General features: G+C 62.3%; 22 protein-coding genes. 19 read left to right on the forward strand and 3 right to left on the reverse strand.

What is annotated here, in order from left to right; genetic code table 11:
- Window positions 1–8: 8 nt before the first annotated feature.
- On the reverse strand, window positions 9–1,259 hold the full coding sequence (locus GA829_RS07130; protein ID WP_195179552.1) for a glycoside hydrolase family 5 protein: 1,251 nt from the start codon (window positions 1,257–1,259) through the stop codon (window positions 9–11).
- 53 nt (window positions 1,260–1,312) lie between these two features.
- Between GA829_RS07130 and ybgC the strand changes: the two genes are divergently transcribed.
- The 12 genes from ybgC to GA829_RS07190 all read left to right on the forward strand — a co-directional run bounded on the left by ybgC (window position 1,313) and on the right by GA829_RS07190 (window position 12,712).
- Window positions 1,313–1,783 carry a tol-pal system-associated acyl-CoA thioesterase gene (gene ybgC / locus GA829_RS07135; protein WP_195177837.1) on the forward strand — a complete coding sequence of 157 codons (471 nt, stop codon included), beginning with the start codon at window positions 1,313–1,315 and terminating at the stop codon, window positions 1,781–1,783.
- 383 nt (window positions 1,784–2,166) lie between these two features.
- Complete coding sequence (gene tolQ / locus GA829_RS07140; protein ID WP_195177838.1) at window positions 2,167–2,877, forward strand: protein TolQ; 711 nt, start codon at window positions 2,167–2,169, stop codon at window positions 2,875–2,877.
- An 11-nt stretch (window positions 2,878–2,888) separates the two neighbouring features.
- Window positions 2,889–3,341 (forward strand): protein TolR, encoded by a 453-nt coding sequence (gene tolR, locus GA829_RS07145; protein ID WP_195177839.1) that lies wholly within the window; start codon window positions 2,889–2,891, stop codon window positions 3,339–3,341.
- A gap of 7 nt (window positions 3,342–3,348) precedes the next feature.
- Window positions 3,349–4,509, forward strand: coding sequence for an energy transducer TonB (locus GA829_RS07150; protein WP_195177840.1), 1,161 nt, complete (start codon window positions 3,349–3,351; stop codon window positions 4,507–4,509).
- Between the two features lie 80 nt (window positions 4,510–4,589).
- Window positions 4,590–5,861: a Tol-Pal system beta propeller repeat protein TolB gene (gene tolB, locus GA829_RS07155; protein ID WP_374940410.1), complete on the forward strand. Its 1,272-nt coding sequence runs from the start codon at window positions 4,590–4,592 to the stop codon at window positions 5,859–5,861.
- A 31-nt stretch (window positions 5,862–5,892) separates the two neighbouring features.
- Complete coding sequence (locus GA829_RS07160) at window positions 5,893–6,270, forward strand: four helix bundle protein (RefSeq protein ID WP_195177842.1); 378 nt, start codon at window positions 5,893–5,895, stop codon at window positions 6,268–6,270.
- A gap of 242 nt (window positions 6,271–6,512) precedes the next feature.
- Complete coding sequence (gene pal / locus GA829_RS07165) at window positions 6,513–7,019, forward strand: peptidoglycan-associated lipoprotein Pal (RefSeq protein ID WP_195177843.1); 507 nt, start codon at window positions 6,513–6,515, stop codon at window positions 7,017–7,019.
- A gap of 178 nt (window positions 7,020–7,197) precedes the next feature.
- Window positions 7,198–8,313, forward strand: a complete 1,116-nt coding sequence (gene ybgF, locus GA829_RS07170; protein ID WP_195177844.1) for a tol-pal system protein YbgF — start codon at window positions 7,198–7,200, stop codon at window positions 8,311–8,313.
- A 57-nt stretch (window positions 8,314–8,370) separates the two neighbouring features.
- Complete coding sequence (gene tilS, locus GA829_RS07175) at window positions 8,371–9,738, forward strand: tRNA lysidine(34) synthetase TilS (protein WP_195177845.1); 1,368 nt, start codon at window positions 8,371–8,373, stop codon at window positions 9,736–9,738.
- A 124-nt stretch (window positions 9,739–9,862) separates the two neighbouring features.
- The gene (gene ftsH, locus GA829_RS07180) at window positions 9,863–11,788 is read left to right on the forward strand and encodes an ATP-dependent zinc metalloprotease FtsH (RefSeq protein ID WP_195177846.1); all 1,926 of its coding nucleotides are present in this window, start codon (window positions 9,863–9,865) and stop codon (window positions 11,786–11,788) included.
- 349 nt (window positions 11,789–12,137) lie between these two features.
- A complete protein-coding gene (locus GA829_RS07185; protein ID WP_195177847.1) occupies window positions 12,138–12,380 on the forward strand; it encodes an NAD(P)-binding domain-containing protein in 243 nt (80 codons plus the stop codon).
- Window positions 12,380–12,712, forward strand: coding sequence for an imine reductase family protein (locus tag GA829_RS07190; protein ID WP_374940411.1), 333 nt, complete (start codon window positions 12,380–12,382; stop codon window positions 12,710–12,712). The genes GA829_RS07185 and GA829_RS07190 overlap by 1 nt, the downstream gene beginning before the upstream one ends.
- Before the next feature lie 76 nt (window positions 12,713–12,788).
- Here the strand turns inward: GA829_RS07190 and GA829_RS07195 are convergent, their stop codons facing one another.
- Window positions 12,789–13,643: a hypothetical protein gene (locus GA829_RS07195; RefSeq protein WP_195177849.1), complete on the reverse strand. Its 855-nt coding sequence runs from the start codon at window positions 13,641–13,643 to the stop codon at window positions 12,789–12,791.
- A 366-nt stretch (window positions 13,644–14,009) separates the two neighbouring features.
- Here GA829_RS07195 and glmM point away from each other — a divergent pair, with 366 nt between their 5' ends.
- From glmM to serA, 5 genes are all read left to right on the forward strand, one after another.
- On the forward strand, window positions 14,010–15,362 hold the full coding sequence (glmM, locus tag GA829_RS07200; protein ID WP_195177850.1) for a phosphoglucosamine mutase: 1,353 nt from the start codon (window positions 14,010–14,012) through the stop codon (window positions 15,360–15,362).
- A 255-nt stretch (window positions 15,363–15,617) separates the two neighbouring features.
- The gene (locus tag GA829_RS07205; protein ID WP_195177851.1) at window positions 15,618–16,469 is read left to right on the forward strand and encodes an outer membrane protein; all 852 of its coding nucleotides are present in this window, start codon (window positions 15,618–15,620) and stop codon (window positions 16,467–16,469) included.
- Between the two features lie 200 nt (window positions 16,470–16,669).
- Window positions 16,670–17,539, forward strand: coding sequence for an outer membrane protein (locus tag GA829_RS07210; protein WP_195177852.1), 870 nt, complete (start codon window positions 16,670–16,672; stop codon window positions 17,537–17,539).
- A gap of 199 nt (window positions 17,540–17,738) precedes the next feature.
- Window positions 17,739–18,914 carry a phosphoserine transaminase gene (locus GA829_RS07215; RefSeq protein ID WP_195177853.1) on the forward strand — a complete coding sequence of 392 codons (1,176 nt, stop codon included), beginning with the start codon at window positions 17,739–17,741 and terminating at the stop codon, window positions 18,912–18,914.
- A gap of 63 nt (window positions 18,915–18,977) precedes the next feature.
- Window positions 18,978–20,579: a phosphoglycerate dehydrogenase gene (gene serA, locus GA829_RS07220; protein WP_195177854.1), complete on the forward strand. Its 1,602-nt coding sequence runs from the start codon at window positions 18,978–18,980 to the stop codon at window positions 20,577–20,579.
- A 51-nt stretch (window positions 20,580–20,630) separates the two neighbouring features.
- Here serA and GA829_RS07225 read toward each other — a convergent pair whose 3' ends face one another.
- Complete coding sequence (locus tag GA829_RS07225) at window positions 20,631–21,524, reverse strand: DMT family transporter (protein WP_195177855.1); 894 nt, start codon at window positions 21,522–21,524, stop codon at window positions 20,631–20,633.
- Window positions 21,525–21,737: 213 nt separating this feature from the next.
- On the opposite strand from GA829_RS07225, the gene GA829_RS07230 reads away from it, so the two are divergent.
- Window positions 21,738–23,036 (forward strand): adenylosuccinate synthase, encoded by a 1,299-nt coding sequence (locus GA829_RS07230; protein WP_195177856.1) that lies wholly within the window; start codon window positions 21,738–21,740, stop codon window positions 23,034–23,036.
- A gap of 76 nt (window positions 23,037–23,112) precedes the next feature.
- Window positions 23,113–24,786, forward strand: a complete 1,674-nt coding sequence (locus GA829_RS07235; RefSeq protein ID WP_195177857.1) for a hypothetical protein — start codon at window positions 23,113–23,115, stop codon at window positions 24,784–24,786.
- Window positions 24,787–24,805: the final 19 nt, after the last annotated feature.

Raw genomic sequence — 24,805 nt, forward strand, 5'->3', positions numbered from 1 at the left:
TCGCCCGCTCAGCGAAGTGCCTTGATCGCCTGCATCACGCCGGGCTCGGCCTTGTCGCCGTTGAAAGCATCGACGATACCGAAGGCCCCGCCGTAGCTCCACACCGACCATGAAAAGCCGTGCCCTTCGGCGCGGCCGATCATGTCGCTGACATAGGCGGCGCGATACTCAGCGGGCATCACATAGCTGTTGCCGTATTCCTGCCGGATCATGCCAAACTCACCCAGTGTGACGTTTTCCGGTTTGATGCCGTTGGCCCTCGCCCATGCCTCGACCTTCCTGAACGGCGCATCCATCAGGCCAAGCAGCTTGTCGGTGCTGTCCATGCTGGCCACCTGTTCATCGAGATAGGCGAGCAGGCCGCTCCGCCGCGCCCACGGCGCCTCGGCCTTGATCCTGGCGCGGATGGTGTCGAGTGTTGCATCGAGCTGTGCCCTGGGAATCGCGGTCAGCGGATAGGGCAGGCCAGTGACATAGGGGATGAAGTCACCGGCCCAGGTCGCGCCCTGATGGGTAAGCAGGAATGGGTCGTAGGAATGAAAGGTCCAGATGACATTGTCGTCCGGGATCGCCTTCGGATCGATCTTTTCGAGCGAACTCGCGGCGGAATAGCAGGCGCCGGTCAGGATCAGGGTCAGTCTTGTGGCCGAGGCGCGCGCGGCCGCGAACAGCTTGTGCTGACGTTCGGGCCAGAGGCTGGTGCCTTCGGCGTCGCAGTCGACGATCGGCTCGTTCATCAGTTCGAAGGCGACTTTCGCCGGATCTTCGCCGGCCAGCGTCCGGCCCATCTTGCGAACCATGTCGACGTAGCGGTCGAAGGTCTCCGGGTCGTCCATCACTTCGCCCATGCCGATCTTGCGGCTGGCGCCTGAAGGAATGAGGTGCATGTCGACAATCACCTTCAGTCCGGCGCGGTTGATCATGCGCACGGAATCCAGCACGCTGGCATAGAGGTCGCCGCGCAGCGCCGTCGTCTTTTCGGACAGGAAGGGCGATGGATCGACCGGCATGCGCAGGAAGTCGAAGCCGGCGTCCTTCAGGGCCTTGAGGTCACCCTCGCCCAGAAACCTGCGCCATTCCGGATAGGGCAGGATGGCCTTGGGGTCGCCCCACTGGTCTTCGCCTGGCCACGTCGTCCATTGGTCGAGGTTGAGGCCGCGCTTCATGGTGAAGCTCGCCGCGTGCGCCGGCAGCGCAACGGACATCAGCACAAGCACCGCCGCCATCAAGGTCTTGATCATCGCCGTCAACAGTGCCATCGGGTTCATGCGCGGAAAATACCTGCCTTGCCGGCATCAAAAAGGGAAGCGCTATGGGCGATCATGGTGAATCGGCGGCGCTGTCCGCAGGGCTTTCCGGGGCGTTGACCGACTTTGGCCATCGGCTGATGGCGCGTGTTTATTATGCCGACACCGACTTCTCAGGCGTCGTCTATCACGCTCGATACCTCGAGTTTTTCGAGCGGGGCCGCTCCGACTATCTCCGGCTGACCGGCGTGCATCACACCGAGCTTGCCGACGGCAAGCATGGTGAGAAGATCGTCTGGATCGTGCGGCGCATGGAGATCGATTTCCGCGGTTCGGCCAGGATCGATGACATCCTGACTGTCGACACCCGCACCGATGACATCTCCGGCGCGCGCATCTTCATGGCGCAGCAGCTGAAACGGGCCGAGGAGGTTCTGGTCGAAGCGCGGGTCGAAGCCGCGATCATCGGTGAGAACGGCCGGCCGAGGCGCTTTCCCAGGGAATGGCTTGCTGCCTTCCTGCCCAAGGTGCGTTGATATTCAGGTGATGCCGGCCTGCAAACGGCGGATACCCGCGCTTCCAGTGCTCACGTACTTCAAGGGGGTGGCTGCTTTCACGCCCAAGGGGTCTCAGAGGTCGCGATAGCCAGGTTCAACGGAAGCTGACGGCCAAAGCCTGACGGCCCAAGGCGCGGCAATGCGCCGCGCCATATTTACTAACCCATCCTTAACCATAACGGTTCATGAAGAGAGTGGTGAAGATTGGAGGCATCCAGCGCCTTCGTTTCACCAATATTTGCCCCGAAAAGGCCGCGAACGGCATAGTTTGGGGTTGTTCCGGTAGCTTCGCGCGAACCGACCACAAGGGATGCCCATGGGCCAGCCGCCAGCTTCGCCCGGAAAATCTTAAGGACGTTACCATGGAAAATATCGCACTCGCCGATCCGGGCGCGCAATTGTCGATTTGGGCGCTGTTCGCGCAGGCCAGCTGGGTGGTCAAGCTGGTCATGATCGGCTTGCTTTGCGCCTCAGTGTGGACCTGGGCGATTATCGTCGACAAGCTGGTTTCCTATACCCGCATGCGGGCGGCCCTCAATCGCTTCGAGCAGGTTTTCTGGTCTGGGCAGTCACTGGAGGAGCTTTACCGCACGCTGGCTGACCGCAAGACATCAGGCATGGGCGCCATTTTCGTCGCCGCGATGCGCGAATGGAAGAAGAGTTTCGAGAAGGGCGCGAAAACGCCGCTTGGCCTGCAGACCCGCATCGACAAGGCCATGGACCTGGCGCTGACCCGCGAAATGGAAAAGCTTGAAGGCCGGCTCGGCTTCCTCGCCACCACCGGTTCAGCGGCACCCTTCATCGGCCTGTTTGGCACCGTCATCGGCATCATGACCTCGTTCCAGGCCATCGCCGGCTCCAAGAACACCAGTCTCGCGGTGGTCGCGCCCGGCATCGCCGAGGCGCTGCTGGCGACGGCCATAGGCCTGCTCGCCGCCATTCCCGCCGTCATCGCCTACAACAAGCTGTCGTCGGACGCGAGCAAGATCGCGGTGCGCATGGAAGGGTTCTCCGACGAGTTCTCCGCCATACTCTCGCGCCAAATCGATGAAAAAGTCGCGCCGAAGGCCTGAGGAGTAACGAGATGGGTATGTCCGTAGGCATGGGAGGACGCGGCGGGCGCGGCCACAGGCGGCGTGGCCGCCACCATGCGTTGATGTCGGAGATCAACGTCACGCCGATGGTCGACGTGATGCTGGTGCTGCTGATCATCTTCATGGTCGCCGCGCCGATGCTGACGGTCGGCGTGCCGATCGACCTGCCGGATACGCAGGCCAAGGCGATGAATGCCGACACCCAGCCGATCACCGTGTCGATCAATGCCGCCGGCCAGATCTTCCTCCAGGAAACCGAGATTCCGATCGAGGATCTGGTGGCCAAGCTCCAGGCCATTTCGAAGACCGGCTATGACGAGCGTATTTTCATCCGTGGCGACAAGGCCACCGACTATGGCACGGCAATGAAGGTGATGGCCCGCGTTTCGGCCGCTGGCTACAAGAATATCGGCCTGGTTTCACTGCAGGAACAGGATCAATAGCGAGAAGATGAGGACCGGCCTCACCACATCGGTGATCTTGCATACGGCTGCGCTGGCCTTTGGCCTGTTCACGCTGTCGGCGCCGCCTCCGCTTGCGCCGTCCGATGTCGAGTCGGTCGCGGTCGACATTGTTCCCGTGGAAGCGGTGGCGCAAACGCTGCAAGGCGACAAGAAGGCCGTGGTGCATGAAAAGCCGGCGCCGGTACCGACCCAGCGTCCTGACGTTGTTCCGGACGCCCAGAAGGTTGGCGAGAACACTGTCGATACCGAAAAGCCGATAACGCCGGAAGCCAAGCCGAAGCCCGTCGACACCACATCGGCGCCCGCGCCGGCACCGACGCCGATCGAAAAGCCGAAGCCCGAGGATGTGCCGAAGCCGCAGGAAAAACCCAAGCCCATTCCGGCGACGGAAGTGGCGCCGGCACCGCAGCCCAAGCAAGAGGTCAAGCCCGAGCCGGTCAAGCAGGCTGATCCCAAGCCGACGCCGGTCAAGGAACAGAAGCCGGCACCGCAGCAGGACAAGACCGCCGCGATCGATCCGACGCCGGAGGTCAAGCCCGATGCCGTCGCCGAAGCCATAGCGAAAGATCCGCCGCCGACCGAGGAGGCGCAACTTCCGGATTCTGCACCGGCTCCGGAAGCCCGCCCGAAGCCGCAGCCGGCACCGGCCGAAAGCGCCAAGGCACCGGAACGCAAGGATGCCGACAAGCCGGTCAAGGAAGCATCCTCCAAGCCGAAGTCGGACGACAAGCAGTTCAATGCCGACGAGATTTCCGCTATGCTCGACAAGCAGAAGCCGTCGGGCGGCGGCGCCAAGCGCTCGACCCAGCAGGCCTCGCTCGGGGCCGACAAGACCCACGGACAGAAGCTTTCGCAAAGCGAGATGGGCGCCCTGTCGGATCAGCTTGGCGGTTGCTGGACCTTGCCGGTCGGGCTCGAGGGCTCGGAGAACTTCGTCGCCGTCGTGCTGTTCAACCTGGACTCCTCGGGCAAGCTCGATGGCCGCCCGAGCGTGGAAAAATCGAGTGGAAACCGCCAGTTCGACGAAAGCGCCGTGCGGGCGGTCCAGAAATGCAACATGGCCGGCCTGCAAGTTCCTCCCGGCAAACAGGATATCTGGGCCCAGGTCCGGGTGACCTTCGATCCGAGGGAGATGCTGGGCCTCTAGGCCGGGCGTCCCCAGAACCAGTCTAAGAGAAGCGAGAAGACATGAAATCCATCCTCAAGCCGCTCCTGACGATCGCAGCCATGGCGCTGGGCATGACCGCCATGGCCACCTTGCCGGCGCGGGCACTCGTTGAGATCAACGTCAACAAGGGCAATGTCGAGCCGCTGCCGATCGCCATCACGGATTTCCAGGGTGGTGACGCGCTTGGGGCCCAGATTTCCCAGATCGTCACCGCCGACCTGAAGCGGTCCGGCCTGTTCGCGCCGATCGACAAGAGTGCCTTCATCGAGAAGATCACCAATCCGGATGCGGCACCGCGCTTCGACGACTGGAAGGTGATCAACGCGCAGGCAGTGGTTACCGGCAGCGTCAGCAAGGAAGCCGACGGCCGCATCCGCGCCCAGTACCGGCTGTGGGATACCTTTGCCGGCCAGCAGATGGCCGGCGAGCAGTTCTTCGCCAACGATGCCAATCAGCGGCGTGTCGCGCATATCATCGCCGATGCGATCTATGAGCGGTTGACCGGCGAGAAGGGCTATTTCGACACCCGCGTCGTGTTCATCGACGAATCCGGCGCCAAGAATGCCCGCAAGAAGCGCCTCGCCATCATGGACCAGGATGGCGCCAATATCCGCTATCTCTCGGACGGCAAGGCGATCGTGCTCACTCCGCGGTTCTCGCCGAACCGTCAGGAAATCACCTACATGTCCTATGAAAGCGGTCAGCCGCGGGTTTACCTGCTGCAGATCGAGACCGGGCAGCGCGAACTGGTCGGCAATTTCCCCGGCATGACGTTCGCGCCGCGCTTTTCGCCCGATGGCCAGAAGGTGATCATGAGCCTGCTGCGCGACGACGGCAATTCCAACATTTTCGCCATGGACCTGCGCAGCCGCTCGACGACGCGGCTGACGAACTCGACCGCCATCGACACGTCGCCGTCCTATTCGCCGGATGGCAGCAAGGTGGTGTTCACGTCCGATCGTGGCGGCCGTGCGCAGATCTATGTGATGGGCGCGGATGGCTCTGGCCAGACCCGCATCTCGTTTGGCGACGGCGTCTATTCGACGCCGGTCTGGTCGCCGCGCGGCGACCTTATCGCCTTCACCAAGCAATCGGGTGGCGAGTTCCAGATCGGCGTCATGAAGACCGACGGTTCTGGTGAGCGCATCCTCTCGTCGGGCTTCCAGCAGGAGGGGCCGACCTGGGCGCCCAACGGCCGCGTGCTGATGTTCTTCCGCGATTCCGCCGGGGGGCCGAAACTGGTGTCGGTCGATTTGACCGGCCGCAACGAGCAGTCGATCCCGACCGCGAACTTCGCTTCCGATCCGGCCTGGTCGCCGCTGCTTGAGTAGGCTTGAATTGAAGAGCTGAAGAATTGAAGAGATGGAGAAGGCAGGGAACTATGTAAGGCGCGCGAGGGACCTGGAGGTCTACAAGCGTGCCTATACAGTTTCTCTGGAGGTGCACAAAGCCACTCTCACTTTCCCGAAAATGGAGCAATACGCGCTAGCCGACCAACTGCGCCGCTCCACAAAAGGGATTTGCGCCAATCTGGCGGAGGGATTTGCAAAGCAAACCCACTCCAAGGCGGAGTTCGCGCGGTTCATCTCGATGGCCATGGGCTCATGCAGTGAAGCGGAGACCTGGATTTCGTATGCTTTCGACCTTGGGTATATTGCGCAGGCGCAACTCGATGATTGGTTGCAATCCTACGCACATGTCTACGGCATGCTGGTGAATTTGAGAGAGAAGCTCGCATGAGCCACCTCCCCGGTTTCTTGATTCTGCAACTCTTCAATTCCCCCTTTTCCACGTCTTGGTCGCGTTTTGGCCGCATTTACGCCTAGGGTCCGCGCGAAATGTGGCTCTTGGTTAATCCTTGGGCCAAACGGCTGCGGACGGGCAGCTAAACCAAATTTTAACCGTGTTTCTTGAGTGCCGGTTAACCCAAACGTGGTTACTGGGTGATCAACGAAATCACTCGAATACGAAGGAGAGGCGGCATGGGCCGTATCGCAGCACTTACCAGAAACCCGGTCATGATCGCGCTGGTGGCGATGCTCGCCATTGCCGGTTGCGCTTCGAAGAAGACACCGAACAATGCCGCTGACCTTGGCCTCAATGGCGCCGGCGCGGCGACGCCCGGATCGGCGCAGGATTTCACCGTCAACATCGGCGACCGCATCTTCTTCGATACGGACTCGACCTCGATCCGTGCCGATGCACAGACCACGCTGGCACGCCAGGCGCAGTGGCTGAACCAGTACAAGCAGTATGCCATCGTTGTCGAAGGCCATGCCGACGAACGCGGCACGCGTGAATACAACCTGGCACTCGGCGCCCGCCGCGCCGCCGCCACCCGCGACTTCCTGGTTACCAAGGGCGTTTCGGCCAGCCGGCTGAAGACGATTTCCTACGGCAAGGAACGTCCGGTCGCGGTGTGCGACGACATCTCCTGCTGGTCGCAGAACCGCCGTGCCGTCACCACGCTCAACGGCGCCGGTTCCTGATCGGCAGAATTGCAACACTCGTATCTGAAAGGCGGCCGTGAGGCCGCCTTTTTCATATCCGATCGCTCGAAACAAAATTTGGCCGAAGTCTCGGGTCCTGCTATGAGCCGAGGGCGTCTGGCTGGTCCCACTTTGATTGGAAGGCGCGAACAGGCTAACGATTTACGGCGAGAGGCACATGCATTTCAGATCGGTCTTGAGCGGCACACTTGCGCTGCTGCTCCTATCAGGCGTCACCGCCTCTGCTGGCGGCCTAGGGGCAACCAGCACGGGGCAACCAGCCGACAGCGGCTTTTCCTTCCATCTGCCTACAATCGAGCTGCCCAAGCTTTTCGGTGAAAAGAAAAAACCGGAGCAGGTTCAGATGGCGCAGTCCGACCCGAACGCGGTCACCGGGCTGGAGGACCAGCTGCGGCAGATGAACGGCAAGATCGAGGAGCTGAATTTCCAGGTCCTGCAGATGCAGGAACAGATCCGCAAGCAGCAGGAAGACAACGAGTTCCGCTTCCAGCAGCTGGAGGGCGGTACGCAAGGCGGACAGGCGCCCGCGGCCCCCAAGAAGGATCCGCAAAAGAAGTCGGATGCCACCACCGACACCAACACCAATGTGGCGACGGCGCCAGCAACGCAGGCGCCGGCCGATGCGGGTACCGCGCCGGCGGGCGGCCAGAGCGTCGAGGACGTCATCGTCGAATCGCCGAATGGCGACCCCGGCGCGGTGATCCCCGGTGCGCCGGCCAAGACCTTCGGCAGCATCACCGTCGACAAGAACGGCAATGTGATCGACGCCGACGGCAATACCCAGGCGACCGCGCCGGTGCAGGACACCGCCCCGGCGACGGCGGCACCCGCGAAGCCGACCAAGGCCGGCAAGTCCGATGGCACGGTGGTCGCGGCTTTGCCAGACACCAAAAACCCCGAAGAACTCTACCGCAACTCCTACCAGTTCATCCTGTCGGGCGACTACAGCACGGCCGAACAGGGTTTCCGGGATCACATTTCCCGCTTCCCCAAGGATGCAAAAGCAGCGGACGCGCATTACTGGCTGGGTGAGTCGCTGCTCGGCCAGCAGAAATACCGCGACGCGGCCGAGACTTTCCTCGCGGCCAGCAAGGACTATCCCAAGGCCAAGAAGGCTCCCGACATGTTGTTGAAACTCGGCGTTTCGCTGGTCGGCCTCAAGCAGCATGATGTCGCTTGCGCGACCTTCAGCGAGATCGGCAAGCGCTATCCCGATATTTCCGGGGCGCTCAAGGAACGGGTCAAGCAGGAAAGGGCGCTCGCGGCGTGCTAGTTTGTTCCTGCTTGTCGTTACCCTGAAACCGGGACCGCTTTTGAGCGACATGCATTGATGCTCGACACAGAGCCCTCTTTATCGAAAAGCCTTTTTTCGCACATCGATTTTACCAACGGCGCTGTGGCTGCCGTGTCCGGCGGCAGCGATTCGACCGCCCTTCTCCTTCTTCTCAAAACCCATCTCGACCTGACCGCACCGGCAACGAGATTGCTGGCGGTGACGATCGACCACGGGCTGCGCCCTGACGCGGCCGCCGAAGCACAAGCGGTGGCATCGCTTTGCGCGGAACGAGGCATTCCCCATCGCATCTTGGCCTGGTCCGGGTCCAAACCGTCCACCGGCCTGCCCGCCGCCGCGCGGGAGGCTCGTTACCGCCTGCTGGCCGAGGCTGCGCGCGCGGAAGGCATCGGCCTGATCCTGACGGGGCACACCGCTGACGACCAGGCCGAAACCGTGCTGATGCGCCAGACCCGCGATGGGGTTGGCGGCGATGAGGCGCGCGGCCTTGCCGGCATGGCGCCGGCCACCCTTTACGATTGGCGTTGCTGGATCGCACGGCCCTTGCTGGCAACACGGCGCGAGATGTTGCGAGACTATCTGCGGCGCCGGCATGTCGGCTGGGCCGAAGACCCGACCAATGAGGATGCAACCTTCGAGCGTCCGCGCATCCGCGCCGCGCTTGCCGGCGGCGGCGATACAGCGCGTGCGGATGATGCGATGGCGCTGTCGGCCCGTGCCGCCGCCGAACGCGTCGAACTTGGCCATATCGCCGCCGGGCTTATCCGCGACTTTGCCAGCCAGCCGGTCACCGGCCTTGTCTGCCTCGCTCCGGGTTTCCTGGCCTCTGGCGAAGACCGGGCGGCGATCTATGCGTTGCGCATTCTGCTGGCGACGATCGGCGGGCTTGCCTTCCTGCCGGAACAGGCGCGCGGCGAGGCACTGTTTTGCCGGCTGAGGGGCGGGTTTCTTTGCGCCACATTGTCGCGGACGGTGGTCGATTTCCGGCGCGCCGGGATTTTCCTGCACCGGGAAGCGCGTGGTCTGCCATCGCCCGCGGCGTTGGTCGATGGCGCGCTGTGGGACGGCCGGCGGAAAATCACGATGAGCGACAGCCACGGCGCATTGTTGATCGCGCCGCTTGGCGCCGTGGCGGCCGCGAAGCGGGCAACCCAGGAGGGCGACACGCCGGCAAGCCTTGTCCGGGCCGCGCTGGCCATGGAGCCCGCACTCTGGGTGGATGGCGAAAACCAAGGTTTGGCGGCGGATAGCCCGACCTCGCGGATCATGGAAGTGCTGCCGGTCGTGGGGCCATTTGCCCGTTTCCTGCCGTCCTTTGATCTGGCGCCGGCGCACGCCGTCGCCGAGCTGATTGGCGCGGCGGCGGTTCCGCCCCTGCCTTTCAGTGGCCACACTGCCGGTTGATCTTGGGCGAAAGCTTAACCGAGACATGCTGTTATGCTTGGCAAGGGGAGGCGCTCTCCCTATGTTAGGCTCAAGTTTCCTCTTATGACGCGTGTCCGCTCGCGGACGCCCAACGGGACAATTGATGAATCCGAATTATCGCAATCTCGCGCTCTGGGCGATCATAGCGGTCCTGCTCATTGCCCTGTTCAATCTCTTCCAGACGCCGCAGACGCGTGGAGCCTCGAGCGATGTGCCTTATTCGCAGTTCCTGCAGGATGTCGCGGCGGGCCGTGTGAAGACGGTGACCATCGCGGGCGCCCGCATCACCGGCACCTACACGGACAATGCCAGCGGCTTCCAGACCTATTCGCCGGGGGATCCGTCGCTGGTCTCGAGGCTGCAGGACAAGAATGTCACCATCAATGCGCGTCCGGAGAATGATGGTTCCGGCTCGCTGTTCTCGATGCTCATTTCCTGGTTGCCGATGATCCTGATCCTCGGCGTATGGATCTTTTTCATGCGGCAGATGCAGTCCGGTTCCGGCCGCGCCATGGGTTTTGGCAAGTCGAAGGCCAAGCTTTTGACCGAAGCGCATGGCCGCGTCACATTCCAGGATGTTGCCGGCGTCGATGAGGCCAAGGAAGATCTGGAAGAGATCGTCGAATTCCTGCGCGACCCGCAGAAGTTCCAGCGGCTCGGCGGCAAGATTCCGCGCGGCGTGCTGCTCGTCGGCCCTCCGGGAACCGGCAAGACGCTGCTCGCCCGCTCGGTTGCCGGCGAAGCCAATGTGCCATTCTTCACCATTTCGGGCTCCGACTTCGTCGAGATGTTTGTCGGCGTCGGCGCGAGCCGTGTCCGCGACATGTTCGACCAGGCCAAGAAGAACGCGCCTTGCATCATCTTCATCGACGAAATCGATGCCGTCGGCCGTCATCGCGGCGCCGGTCTCGGTGGCGGCAATGATGAGCGCGAGCAGACGCTGAACCAGCTGCTGGTCGAGATGGATGGTTTCGAGTCCAACGAGAGCATCATCCTGATCGCCGCCACCAACAGGCCCGACGTGCTCGACCCGGCGCTGCTGCGTCCAGGCCGCTTCGACCGCCAGGTCGTGGTGCCGAACCCCGACATCGTTGGCCGCGAGAAGATCCTCAAGGTGCATGTGCGCAACGTGCCGCTGGCGCCGAATGTCGACCTCAAGGTCATCGCGCGCGGCACGCCGGGCTTCTCTGGTGCCGACCTGATGAACCTCGTCAACGAATCCGCCCTGATGGCGGCGCGGCGCAACAAGCGCCTCGTCACCATGGCCGAATTCGAGGACGCCAAGGACAAGATCATGATGGGCGCGGAGCGCCGCTCGTCGGCGATGACGATGGCCGAGAAGGAGCTTACCGCCTATCACGAAGCTGGCCATGCCATCCTGGCGCTCAACGTGCCGTCGGCCGATCCGCTGCACAAGGCGACGATCATTCCGCGCGGCCGGGCGCTCGGTATGGTCATGCAGTTGCCGGAAGGCGACCGTTATTCGATGAGCTACAAATACATGATCTCGCGTCTGGCGATCATGATGGGTGGCCGCGTTGCCGAGGAGTTCAAGTTCGGCAAGGAGAACATCACCTCCGGCGCTTCCTCGGATATCGAGCAGGCAACTAAGCTGGCGCGCGCCATGGTGACGCGCTGGGGCTTCTCCGACAAGCTCGGCCATGTTGCCTATGGCGATAACCAGGAAGAAGTGTTCCTGGGCCACTCGGTGGCGCGCACGCAGAATGTCTCGGAAGAGACGGCGCAGATCATCGATGCCGAAGTGCGCCGCCTGATCGATGAAGCCTATTCGTCGGCGAAGTCCATCCTGACCAAGAAGAAGAAGGAATGGATCACGTTGGCGCAGGGATTGCTGGAATACGAGACGCTGTCAGGCGAAGAGATCAAGCAGCTGATTGCGGGCAACAAGCCGGCGCGCGACCTTGGCGACGACACGCCGACAAGCCGTGGCTCGGCGGTGCCGAAATCCGGTCGCCGCAAAAAGGGTACCGAGCCCGAAGGCGGGATGGAGCCGCAGCCGCAAGGCTGACCAGGACCATCGAATTCAAAGAAACGCCGCGGCTTCAAACCCGCGGCGTTTTGCTATCCGCCACGGACCTTGTCACAGACTGTGCCGCGCGGGAGCGCTTGCCTCGCCGGCGCGTTGACCGCCCGTCCTGCCGGCATGTTGCTTGCCCCATCTGGCGAGCGGGATCAGGGCATTGTCCAGCTCCACACCGAATTCGGTGATTGATCGAGGACGCCGTGAGATCGAGCCGGCTCATCGTGGTCTGCCTCCTCGTCTACGACACGGTCCATGAGGTATTTGGGCCCGCGCAAGAAGGACTGGCGGGGCGAACGCTGGTCAATCTCAATGGCACGCAGGGCAGGCGCGGGCCATGGCGTCATGGGCCGACAGGCTTGGTGCCGATTATGTCGACGGCGGCATCATCGCCGTGCCGCCGATGATCGGCCGGCCGGAGGCGTTGATCCTTTACAGTGGCTCCAAGCAAGGCTTTGACCGCCATGCCGAACAACTCGGCGCGATTGGCACAGCCAGATATCTCGGTGAGGACGCCGGGTTGGCGCCGCTTTATGACATTTCGCTGCTGGGGGGATGTATGGCTTGTTCGCAGGCGTGATGCACGCGTTGGCGTTGGTCGGGACCTCGAAAGTTCCAGCAAGCGAATTCATGCCGCTGCTGATGTCCTGGCTTGCGGCCATGCAGGGCGGATTGCCGAAATGGGCTGAGCAGATCGACGCGGGCGATCACGCCAGCGATGTGGCGTCCAACCTCGGCATGCAGGCCGAAGCTTATATCAACCTGATTGATGCAAGCAGCGAGGCAGGCATCAGCACCGAACTCGTGCTGCCGATGCAGGGCCTGATGAAGCGCGGTGTGGCCGCTGGCAAGGCCAATGCCGATCTTACAAGCCTTGTCGGCCTTTTGCGGTCGCCACGGCCCGCGGCCTGAGATGTAGAGAGCGCAAACAAAAGCCCACGAGGCGGATGCCTCGCGGGCTTTTGTTCTTCTGTTCTGCTTGCGGCGATCAGCCTTTCAGCTTGGCGTTGCAGAGGCTGTAGAAGCCGCCGCCCTTCTGGATCCACTTCAGGCCGCCGAGCGCATTGGCGTCCTTGAGGACATAATACTGGTCAAGGCAGGTGTGCATGCGGCCCTTGCCGGGGGTCTCGGTGGCGTATTTCGCCGCGATAGCAGCCGGGAAGGTGACGCCCTTCGGCGCGGCTGTCGTCGGCTTCGCAGGCTCGTTTGTGTAGCTGGCTTCGCTCGGAGCCGGGACGCTGTCGTCGTCCGATGCGCCGGCGCCGCATTCAGTCTTGCGGAAGTCGTTCCACTTCATGCCTTTCAGCGTGTTGCCCGTCTTCGCCGCCTGATACTTGGTGCTGCATTCCGCCATGGTCAGGCTCTTGCCACCCGCGGCAGGAGCGGTCGTGGTCGCGGCCGCCTTTGTGGTCGCGGGCTTCGTATCAGCCGCTGCCGTCGCTCCGGCAGCGCACTCGGCCTTGCGGAAATCATTCCATTTCATGCCGTTCAACGTGCCGGCAGCCTTCGCGGCCTGGTACTTGGTGCTGCACTCTTTCGCGGTCAGGCCCTTGGCGGCGCTGTCAGCAGGCGCGGCGGCAACTGCCTTGGCTGCCTTGGCGGGTTTTGTTTCGGCCGCCTTGGTGGCAGCCGGCTTGGTGGCGTCCGTCGCGGCGGCGGCGGCGTCGGTGCCGCACTGCGCCTTGCGGAACTGGTTCCAGTTCTGGCCGGCGAGTGTCCCCGCGTCCTTGGCGGCGTTGTACTTGGTGCTGCACTCGGCCATGGTCAGCGCGTTGGCTGGCGCGGCGAGGAACAGGGTAACGACGGCGAGGCCCGTCAAAGTGGCAAGTCGGTGGATGAGCATAGCGTTTCTCCGTTGCAGCAGCCCATGGTACGTCCCTGCAAATCAATAGCGTTCAACGATCGGTTGCGCCAGATGCCAAGTGAGGCATAAACCCGGGAAAAGCGGTCTGCTCCCGATAAGGTGATGAAATTGTTGCCCGTTGAGCGCCTCTGGCCAAGATTTTCCAGGTGCATCCACGCTGAGCGACTCGCATAGCTGGTATATTGCCGAGAGACACTCACGCTGTGATAGACTGCGACAGTGCAATGTGCGGTGCGAAACAATGATTTTCTAAGGATTGGTAACATACAATCACACATTGTGATCGGAAGGCGCCGGCTAATTGTGGCAAGACGCGCCGGGTAAAATTATCGGGAACTGACTGGCATGGCAGGGAATTATTTCGGCACCGACGGCATTCGCGGGCGCGCCAACAAGTTTCCGATGACGGCGGAGATCGCCATGCGAGTGGGCATGGCCGCGGGCCTGTCTTTCCAGCGCGGCAGCCATCGCCATCGTGTCGTGCTTGGCAAGGACACCAGGCTTTCCGGCTACATGATCGAGAACGCCATGGTGGCCGGCCTTTGCGCCGCCGGCATGGACGTGTTCCTGCTTGGCCCGATCCCGACCCCCGCGGTCGCGATGCTGGTGCGTTCGCTGCGGGCCGACATCGGCGTCATGATCTCGGCTTCGCACAATCCTTATTACGACAATGGCATCAAGCTGTTCGGCCCGGACGGCTACAAGCTCTCCGATGAGATCGAAGAGCGCATCGAGGCCATGCTCGACAAGGATATCGAATTGGGGCTGGCCGACTCGGATGGACTTGGACGGGCCAAGCGCGTTGATGGCGTGCACGACCGCTATATCGAATTCGCCAAACGCACCCTGCCGCGCTCGATGTCGCTTTCGGGCTTGAGAATTGTGGTCGATTGCGCCAATGGCGCCGCCTACAAGGTTGCGCCAGCGGCGCTCTGGGAACTCGGCGCCGAGGTCATTGCGCTCAACGTCGAACCCAACGGCTTCAACATCAACAAGGAATGCGGTTCGACCCATCCGGCCGGCTTGCAGAAGAAGGTGCACGAAGTGCGCGCCGACATCGGCATTGCGCTGGATGGCGATGCCGATCGCGTTGTCATCGTCGACGAGAATGGTGCCATCGTCGACGGCGACCAGATCATGGCGCTGATCGCCGAGTCCTGGCACCAGAGCGGGCGGCTTGCCGGCGGTGGCGTGGTTTCGACGGTGATGTCCAATCTCGGCCTTGAGCGTTTCCTTGGCGACATGAACCTGCAATTGCACCGCACCAAGGTCGGCGACCGCTATGTCGTCGAGCATATGCGCGCGCATGGCTTGAATGTCGGTGGCGAGCAGTCGGGGCATATCGTGCTGTCTGATTTCTCGACCACCGGCGATGGTCTTGTCTCGGCGCTGCAGGTGCTTGCCTGCATCAAGCGGCAGAACCGGCCGGTCAGCGAATTGTCCAGGAAATTCGAACCGGTGCCGCAGCTTTTGAAGAACGTCCAGATTTCCGGCGGCAAGCCGCTGGAGGAAACCCTCGTGAAGGCCGCGATTGAGGAAGGCCGCAATCGCCTCGGCAAGTCCGGGCGTCTGGTCATCCGGCCTTCCGGCACCGAGCCGCTGATCCGCGTCATGGCCGAAGGCGACGATCCGCAGCTGGTCGAGGCGGTTGTCAACGACATCGTAGGGGTCATTTCCGAAACACGCAGCGCCGCCTGATCCGGTGCGCCTGCAAGGGCGCCGCGCCGCAAACGCCTCGCCTGCTCAAAGCCCGCTTTCTTGGCGGGCTTTTTTGTTGGCTCACGGCAAGTCTCGCGAGTCGAAAAGGCAGATTTGAATCCTTCGAATTTTAGGGATTCGTGGTTAAGCAACAGGGTTAAATGCCTTTTAACCTTTGCAATTCATTATCCACGACTGAAAGCCAATCTCATTCGGACGGGATCGCCGATCCGAGGGTTCTTAGGGGTGACAAGCATGTTCAATACAGTAAGAAAGGCTCTGTTCGCCGCACTGTTCGTGGGCGTCGCAGGGCCGGTGTTCGCAGCCGACCTCGCTGAGCCACCGGTGGTCGAAGAGGCACCGCCACAGGCCGTCTACCAGGAGCCCGTCGCCGAGTATGGCGGCTGGTATATTCGTGGCGACGTCGGCTATCACTGGTCGAAATTCGGCGGTTCGGATTACACGACCTACGGCCCGACACCGCCGCAGCTTACCGGATCGTTTGATACCGCCAACCTGAAGGGCGCTTTCTCCGTCGGTGGCGGCGTCGGCTACCAGATCAACCAGCACTTCCGCACCGATCTGACGGCGGACTGGATGTTCAGCTCGAAATTCAGCGGCTCGACCAATGGCTTCTGCGGAGTGGCGCAAGATCCCTGCACCTCGAGTGACAGCACCTCGTATTCGGCGCTGCTGCTTCTGGCCAACGCCTATGTCGACATAGGCACCTGGCATGGCGTGACGCCTTATGTCGGCGCCGGCATCGGCGGTGCCTGGATGAAGTGGGACACGCTGCACAACACCGATCTCGACGGCTCGTTCGAACATAGTGGTGGCAAGGGCTGGCGCTTTGCCTATGCCCTCATGGCCGGTGCCTCCTACTGCCTGACCGATCGGGTCAAGCTCGATGTCGGCTACCGTTTCAGCCACATCAACGGCGGCAGGATGTTCGACTATGCCTCGGACAGCAACGTTGGCCCCGGTTACGACCATGGCATCAGCAATCACGAAGTGCGCGGCGGCCTGCGCTATCAGTTCGGCCGGTCGGATTGCGCGCCGGCACCGGAGCCCTACCAGCCCGAACCCGAGCCGATTTACACCAAGTAATCGCTTCGAAATTTCCCAGAATTGCGAACCGCCCCGGCAACAGCCGGGCGGTTTTTTTGTTTGCGCTGCCCGACGCGGAATCATTTTGCTAACGCTCTGTTAGCCTTAACCGGCACTTAACCACTATGGTTAACAATGCTCTTTGAAACGATGACTGTGCTCGCGATTGCGAACGCTGCCACATCAGGGAGCCGGGGACCATGACACTCAAATCGCGTATCGCGCTGGCGCTCGCCGCACTCGCCTTCCTGCCGCTGACGCCCGTGCTCGCGGCCGATTACGACCCGCCAATCTATGTTGACCAGGCACCCGACTATCAGCCGGTCGAGGTCGGCTCCGGGTGGTATCTGCGCGGTGATGTCGGCTATGCTTTCAGTCATCCGTTCGACCATGAGATAGGGTCCGCAGGCGGGTCGGCCAACTTCACCTCCGACAGCAGCCTTTTCACCGGCAGTGTCGGCATGGGTTTCCACCTTAACGACTATTTGCGGGTGGAACTGAATGGCGGCATTTTACCGACCAACCAGTTCAGCGACAACAATCTGATAACCAACGGCTGCGCAGGCACCACGAATATCGTGATCAACTCTCCCGGTGGGGATATCATTGTTCCGCAGGCCGCGACAAAGGATTGCGTGGCGTCTAGCTATGGCACCAACAAAGCCTACGCCCTTATGGCCAATGGCTACGTGGACCTTGGCACCTATGTCGGGATCACGCCCTACCTCGGTGGTGGCCTCGGGCTCTCCTACAATAAGTATTTCAAGAGCATCGGTGAGCGCAATTGCATCAATGTGCCGTCGAATTCTACCGGCGCAGGTGGATTCGCTTGTAATGACCCAGCCGGATACAAAGGTCTCGAAGATTCAGAAGCGAAGTTTAATCTTGCCTACTCGATTGGCGCAGGCATTTCCTATCAGGTGAGTAAGAATGTATCGGTCGATCTCGGGTACGAATATTTTTCCGTCCCCAGCGCCAAATACGTTGCCTATGACGCCGGCACCTTCGGAATCCACAAAGGCATCAACTACCAAACAGTGAAGCTCGGCCTGCGCTACGACCTCTGGTAGGCTTTCATCCTTGGAAGTCACGGCGGCGGATCTTCGGGTCCGCCGTTTGCGTTTGAGGTCACGGGGTTCTGATCAAAGACCGCCAGTATCCCGCGTGCGACAAAAACTTTCCTCTTGACGCCCGAAGCCTGAACGCATATCGCCGTCCGTGGGCCACCCCTCCCCAACGAGGGGCCACTATCTGGAAGGATAGACCACGATGACGACACCTACGAAGCCCGGATTCCGTCCGGCAAACCCCAATTTTTCCTCAGGTCCTTGTGCAAAACGCCCCGGCTGGTCGGTCGAGGCGCTGAAAAACGCGGCACTTGGCCGCTCGCACCGCGCCAAGATCGGCAAGACCAAGCTCGAACAAGCGATCGAGCTGACGCGGGAAATCCTCCAGGTTCCAGCAGACTACCGCATCGGCATCGTGCCGGCGTCGGACACCGGCGCGGTCGAGATGGCGCTGTGGTCGCTGCTTGGCGAACGCGGCGTCGACATGGTCGCCTGGGAGAGTTTTGGCTCGGGCTGGATCACAGACGTGGTCAAGCAGCTGAAGCTCGCCGACGTGCGCAAGATCGAAGCCGGCTACGGCGAACTGCCGGACCTGGGCAAGATCGATTTCGACCGCGACGTGGTCTTCACCTGGAACGGCACCACCTCCGGCGTGCGCGTGTCCGACGGTGATTTCATCCCAGCCGACCGAAAGGGGCTGACCATCTGCGACGCTACCTCGGCTGCGTTCGCGCAGAGGCTCGATTTCCAAAAACTCGATGTCGTCACCTTCTCCTGGCAGAAAGTGCTGGGCGGCGAGGGCGCGCATGGCATGCTGATCCTGTCGCCTCGCGCCGTCGAGCGGCTGGAGACCTACAAGCCGGCCTGGCCGCTGCCCAAGATTTTCCGTCTCACGTCGGGCGGCAAGCTGATCGAAGGCATCTTCAAGGGCGAAACCATCAACACGCCGTCGATGCTGTGCGTGGAGGACTATCTCGACGCGCTGCAGTGGGCCAAGTCGATCGGTGGCCTAGATGCGCTGGTCGCTCGTGCCAATGCCAATGCCGCTGTGCTCGATGGCTTTGCCACCAAGTCCTCATGGCTTGGCCATCTCGCTGCCGAGGCTGCAACACGGTCCAACACCTCCGTCTGCCTGTCCTTCACAGACCCGGATGTGACGGCTCTCGATGCCGACGGGCAGGCGGCGTTCGCCAAGGGGCTGGTCTCGATGCTCGACAAGGAAGGCGTCGCCTATGACATCGGCGCCTATCGCGATGCACCGCCCGGCCTGCGCATCTGGTGCGGAGCGACGGTCGAGACCTCCGATCTCGAAGCGCTGCTGCCTTGGCTCGACTGGGCCTTTGCCGCGCAGAAGGCGTCGCTGAAAGCAGCGGCCTGAGATTTTTCTGGCGGCCCTGCGGCCGCCTGTTTCCCGGATCAATCCCATTTGAAGGAGGCCGCCATGGCGCCCCGCGTTCTCGTATCAGACAAACTCTCCACCACCGCCGTGCAGATATTCAAGGATCGCGGCATCGAGGTCGACTATTTGCCCGATCTCGGCAAGGACAAGGAAAAGCTGCTCGAAGTGATCGGCCAGTATGATGGTCTGGCCATCCGCTCGGCGACCAAGGTCACCGAGAAGCTGATCAATGCAGCCACCAGGCTCAAGGTCGTCGGCCGCGCCGGCATCGGCGTCGACAATGTCGACATCCCGGCCGCCAGCCGCAAGGGCATCATCGTGATGAACACGCCCTTCGGCAATTCGATCACCACCGCCGAGCATGCGGTGGCGATGATCTTCGCGCTGGCGCGCCAGATTCCGGAGGCCAACGCCTCGACCCATGCCGGCAAATGGGAAAAGAACCGCTTCATGGGCGTCGAGATCACCGGCAAGACGCTGGGTGTCATCGGCTGCGGCAACATCGGTTCGATCGTCGCCACGCGCGGCGTCGGCCTGAAGATGCATGTCATCGCCTTCGATCCATTCCTGTCGGACAAGCGTGCGGAGGAGCTCGGTGTCGACAAGGTCGAGCTCGACGAACTGTTTGCCCGCGCCGACTTCATCACCTTGCACACGCCGCTGACCGACAAGACGCGCAACATCATCGACGCGGCTGCGATCACCAAGATGAAGAACGGCGTGCGCATCATCAATTGCGCCCGTGGCGGCCTCATTGTTGAAGCCGACCTGATCGCGGCGCTGAAGACCGGCAAGGTGGCGGGCGCCGGCATCGATGTGTTCGAGGTCGAGCCGGCCGAGCAGAATGCGCTGTTTGGCATGGAGAATGTGGTAGCGACGCCGCATCTCGGCGCCTCGACAGCGGAGGCGCAAGAGAATGTCGCCTTGCAGGTGGCCGAGCAGATGGCCGACTATCTGATCAAGGGCGCCGTCTCCAACGCCATCAACATGCCGTCCATCACCGCCGAGGAGGCGCCGCGCCTGAAGCCGTTCGTCAAGCTTGCCGAAGTGCTCGGCGCCTTTGTCGGCCAGGTCACCGAAGACCCGATCACAGAGGTCGAGATCCTGTTCGACGGCTCGACCGCGACGATGAACACGCGCGCGCTGATCAGCGCCGCCCTTGCCGGGCTGATCCGGCCGCAGGTCGCCGACGTCAACATGGTGTCGGCGCCGATCATGGTGAAAGAGCGCGGCATCATCGTAGCTGAGGTCAAGCGCGACAAGTCCGGCGTGTTCGATGGCTACATCAAGATGACGGTGAAGACCGAGCACAGGACACGCTCGATCGCCGGAACCTGTTTCTCGGACGGCAAGCCGCGCTTCATCCAGATCAAGGGCATCAATCTCGACGCCGAGGTCGGCCAGCACATGCTCTACACGACTAATGCCGACGCGCCGGGCATTATCGGCCTGCTTGGCACCGTCTGCGGCGAGAACGGCGTCAACATCGCCAACTTCCAGCTTGGCCGCAACCGGCCAGGCGGCGATGCCATTGCGCTGCTCTATCTCGATGCGCCATTCCCCGAAAATGTGCTTGAACAGGTCAGGGCGCACAAGTCGATCGATTCGGCCAAGCGGCTGCAGTTCGACGTGAACGCGATGTGATCCTGACCGCAGCGGAAGATCAGGAAGGCGCGGGCTGGTCCCGCGCCTTTTCTATTCTTCCGTTATCTTGCGTCCGCTGTATTCGGCAAGCCCGATACCGCCCAGCACGAGTACCAGCGCCAGGGCCTGATAAAGCTGGAATGTCTCGCCGACGATCAGCACCGAAAGCAAGGTGCCGAAGATCGGCACGAGATTGATGAACAGACCCGCGCGGTTGGCGCCGATCAATTCGTTGCCCCTGATGTAGAAGATCTGCGAGATGATGGAGGCGCCGACGGCGGTGTAGACGATCACTGACCAGCCGCGTGCGTCGGGCACGATGACCTTGCCGGCGGCGACTTCCCAGAGGAAGAATGGTACCGAAGTGACGAGCGCTGCCACCGACAGCGCCAGCATCAGGCTCTGCCATTGCATCACCGGCTTCAACCGCAGCCCGACCGAATAGCCGCTGTAGAGAAGCACCGCGACGAGCATGATGGCATCGCCGTAATTGAGCTCCAGCGTCAGCAGCCGGCGTGGATCACCGTGGCAGGCGGTCAGGATCACGCCGACAATGGTCAACACGACGCCGGAGATCTGCGCCCAGTTCACGCGCAGGCGAAAGAAGATGAAATTGGCAATGATGATCAGGACCGGCATCGCCGCCTGTTCGATCGAGACGTTGATCGCGGTCGTGTAGTTGAGCGCCGTGTAGAAGATGGTGTTGAACAGGGTGAAGCCGCTGGCGCCAAGTGCCGCGAGCACAAGCCAGTGCTTTCGCACCACCGGCCAGTCCTTTTGCAGCGGCCGCCAGCCGATCGGCAGCATGATCGCGACCGCCAGCACCCAGCGCAGGAAGACGAGCGTCATAGGCGAGACGTGATCGACCGCCAGCTTGCCGGCCACCGAGTTGCCGCCCCACAGCAAGGTGGTGAGCAGCAGGAATATATAGGCGCGTCGGTGCATCGCTGGATTCCAGCCGCTGGAGGTGAGTTGCGGTGTTAGCCGGCCTATTGCCCCCGTCCGGTCAAGTAAATGATGTCAAAGCCGAAAATTGTTGTGCCTCAGGGCATTTTCGGCGGCAAAGAAAGGTCGCGTCGGCCTGCTCTTGACGCTATAGAGGCCTGTCGTTTCGAACCATATTCAAGCCGCACTGCGGCGTCTCAAGGGAAAAGAAACATGGCCAATGTGGTGGTCGTCGGCTCGCAATGGGGCGACGAAGGCAAGGGCAAGATCGTCGACTGGCTGTCGGAGCGCGCCGATGTGGTGGTGCGTTTTCAAGGTGGCCACAATGCCGGCCACACGCTGGTCGTCGACGGCAAGGTCTACAAGCTATCGCTGTTGCCGTCGGGCGTCGTGCGGCAGGGCAAACTGTCCATCATCGGCAATGGCGTCGTTTTCGACCCGCATGCCTTCGTCGCGGAAGTGGCGAAGCTTAAGGCACAAGGTGTCGAAGTGACGCCGGACCGCCTGAAAATAGCCGAAAACACAGCGCTTATCCTATCCCTGCACCGGGAGCTGGACGGATTCCGCGAGGACGCTGCCTCAAATTCCGGCACAAAAATTGGCACGACGCGCCGCGGCATTGGCCCCGCCTATGAAGACAAGGTGGGCCGGCGTGCGGTGAGGGTGATGGACTTGGCGGATTTGGAAACGCTGCCCTTGAAGGTCGACAGGCTGCTGACGCACCACAATGCGCTGCGGCGCGGGCTTGGCCATGCGGAAGTCACGCATGAAGCGATCATGCATGAGCTGACCTCGGTCGCCAATGAGATCCTGCCCTACATGGACCGCGTCTGGAAAATCCTGGACGACAAGCGCCGTGCGGGCGAGCGCATCCTGTTCGAGGGCGCGCAAGGCACGCTTCTCGATATCGACCATGGCACCTATCCTTTCGTAACTTCGTCCAACACGGTCGCTGGCCAGGCGGCCGCCGGCTCTGGCGTTGGTCCCGGCGCCATCGGCTATGTGCTTGGCATCACCAAGGCCTATACGACGCGCGTCGGCGAAGGTCCGTTTCCGACCGAACAGAAGAACGAGATCGGCGAATTCCTCGGCACGCGCGGGCATGAATTCGGCGTCGTCACCGGCCGCAAGCGCCGTTGTGGCTGGTTCGACGCGGTGCTGGTTCGCCAGGCTGTCGCTGTCAACGGCATCAAGGGTATCGCGCTGACCAAGCTCGACGTGCTCGATGGGCTGGACGAGATCAAGGTTTGCACCGGCTACCGGCTTGACGGCGAGATGATCGACTATCTGCCGGCCAGCCAGGGCGCGCAGGCACGCGTCGAGCCGGTCTACGAAACGCTGGAAGGCTGGAAAGGCACCACCGCCGGCGCGCGCAGCTGGAACGATCTGCCGGCCCAGGCCGTCAAATATGTCCGTTACATCGAGGAGCTGATCGGCGCGCCGGTCGCGCTCCTTTCCACCAGCCCGGAGCGGGACGACACGATACTTGTGACCGATCCGTTTCAAGACTAGTTTCTGAAGCCTTTCCGGGCATCGCGGCCGATTTGCGGGGGCCGGCGCGGAAAACAAAATACAGGTCGACTGAAGCATGGCAGATTTCGTTGCTGTTCTGAAAAAGACGCTCGACGGTCTCGGTGAGCCGACGCCGGAAGTCCGGGCGAGAGTCTATGACAAGGCTCGCTCGACGATCTCGGCCAAGCTCGCGGCCATCGCGCCACCGCCGCCGGCATCGGTCGCGGACAGGCAGAAGCGCGCTTTGGAAGACGCTATCGCAAGCGTCGAGCGGGAATATGCCAAAAGCGTTCCGGAATCCGATCCGCTCGCGGAACTGGAAAACATCTTTTCCTCGATCGACCGCAACAAGAACCAGCCAAGCCATTCAAGGCAACCGGCTAAAGTGGAGCCGGCCTGGCAACCGGCGGCTGCGCCCGCGCCCAAGCTGGAACCCTATCGGCCAGCGCCACCGGCCACCAAGGCCGAGCCAAGCTGGCAAAGGGCGACACCCGCACCTTCCGTTCCGCCTCGTGCCGAAACCGAGCTTCCGGGCATGGATGATGACGCTGGAGAAGACCAGGTCGATGTCTTTTCCAATGATGAACAGCCGGTCTCGGACACTTTCCAGCGTTTGCGTCCGGCGGAGCGCAAGCGCAGCTATGGTGGTCTGATCGCCGCCGTTGTCGCCCTGCTGGTCGTTGCCGGCGGGGGCTATGGTGTCTGGCTGAACAAGGATGCGTTCGGCAAGATGCTTGGCCTCGGCGGCAACAAGGTGGTGGCGAAGGCCGAACCGGTCAAGCCGGCGCCCGCCAAGCCAGTGACTGACGCCGCTGCACCACCGCCGGCGCCTGGCGCCGAGGCCGAGGGTACGAAATTCACCCAGCGGCTGACGCCTCAGGGCAGCGAAATTGATCCCGGCCCGGCCGGCGGACAGAGCGGTATCGGCGAGGGTGAGTCCGTCGCCGCGCTGACCACACCGCCATCGGCCACGAACGCGCCGGCGCTTTCGGCGCCTCCGGCCGCTACGCCTGCCGCGACCCCGGATGCAGCGGCGGCCAACACACCGTCTGCCGTCAGCACGCCCCCCGTTGCAGGTACAGCGCCCGCGACACCGCCCGCGGCGGGAGCCGCACCCGCACCCGCCGCCGCCACCCCGCCAGCAGGTGCGGCGCCCGCGGCGCCGGCTGCCGCTCCGGCGGAGACCGCTTTGCCGGTTGGCCAGAAGGCGATCTTCTATGAGGAACGCACCAGCACCGCGCAAGGGTCAGCCGAGCCGGGCAACATCGTCTGGTCACTGGTGCAGGAATCGCCCGGTGGCGATCTGCCGCCGGAGCCGGCGATCCGCGCCGAAGCCACCATCCCCGGCAAGAATGTCCAGTTGCGCATGACCATCCGCCGCAACACCGACCAGACATTGCCGGCCAGCCATATCATCGAGATGATCTTCCTGACGCCTGACGGCTTCGAAGGTGGGGGTGTCGACAACATCCTGCGCGTCGCCATGAAGAGTTCGGAACAGGATGCCGGCAGCCCGCTGATCGGCATTCCAGCCAAGATCGCCGACGGCTTCTTCCTGGTGGCGCTCAACGACACCAAGGCGGATGAAGACGCCAATCTGACGCTGCTTCGTGGCCAGAACTGGATCGACGTGCCGGTCGTCTACAAGACCGGGCGGCGCGCGCTGCTGACCATGGAAAAGGGCATTCCCGGTGAGAAGGTGTTCGATGAGGCGCTGAAAGCCTGGCAAGCGAAGAAGACGGCGGGCTGAGATAACCCGCCGGCCCAGG

It is taken from the genome of Mesorhizobium sp. INR15, assembly GCF_015500075.1.
Taxonomy (GTDB): Bacteria; Pseudomonadota; Alphaproteobacteria; order Rhizobiales; family Rhizobiaceae; genus Mesorhizobium.